Source organism: Vibrio sp. R-1 (assembly GCF_035615595.1).
GTDB classification, from domain to species: Bacteria; Pseudomonadota; Gammaproteobacteria; order Enterobacterales; family Vibrionaceae; genus Vibrio; species Vibrio cholerae.
Window position 1 is genome coordinate 1 of record NZ_WPDC01000344.1, and the last position, 369, is coordinate 369.

The window sequence follows — 369 nt, forward strand, 5'->3', positions numbered from 1 at the left end:
CTTCAAACAGGATACCACGTGTCCCGTCCTACTCATCGAGCTCACAGCAATGCGTCTTCGTGTACGGGGCTATCACCCTGTATCGCCGGACTTTCCAATCCGTTCCACTAACGCATCCACTGATTCAGACTCTGGGCTGCTCCGCGTTCGCTCGCCGCTACTAACGGAATCTCGGTTGATTTCTTTTCCTCGGGGTACTTAGATGTTTCAGTTCTCCCGGTTCGCCTCGTTAAGCTATGGATTCACTTAACGATACCTAAGTTATCTTAGGTGGGTTTCCCCATTCGGACATGGTTGGCTATAGCGCTCCATCCCAGCTCACCAACCCTTTTCGCAGGGTAGCACGTCCTTCATCGCCTCTGACTGCCA

The 369-nt window shown here is 52.6% G+C and carries 1 rRNA gene; it reads right to left on the bottom strand.

The features are described from left to right. A 23S ribosomal RNA gene (locus GOU96_RS18435) occupies positions 1-369 on the bottom strand; the annotation flags it as partial.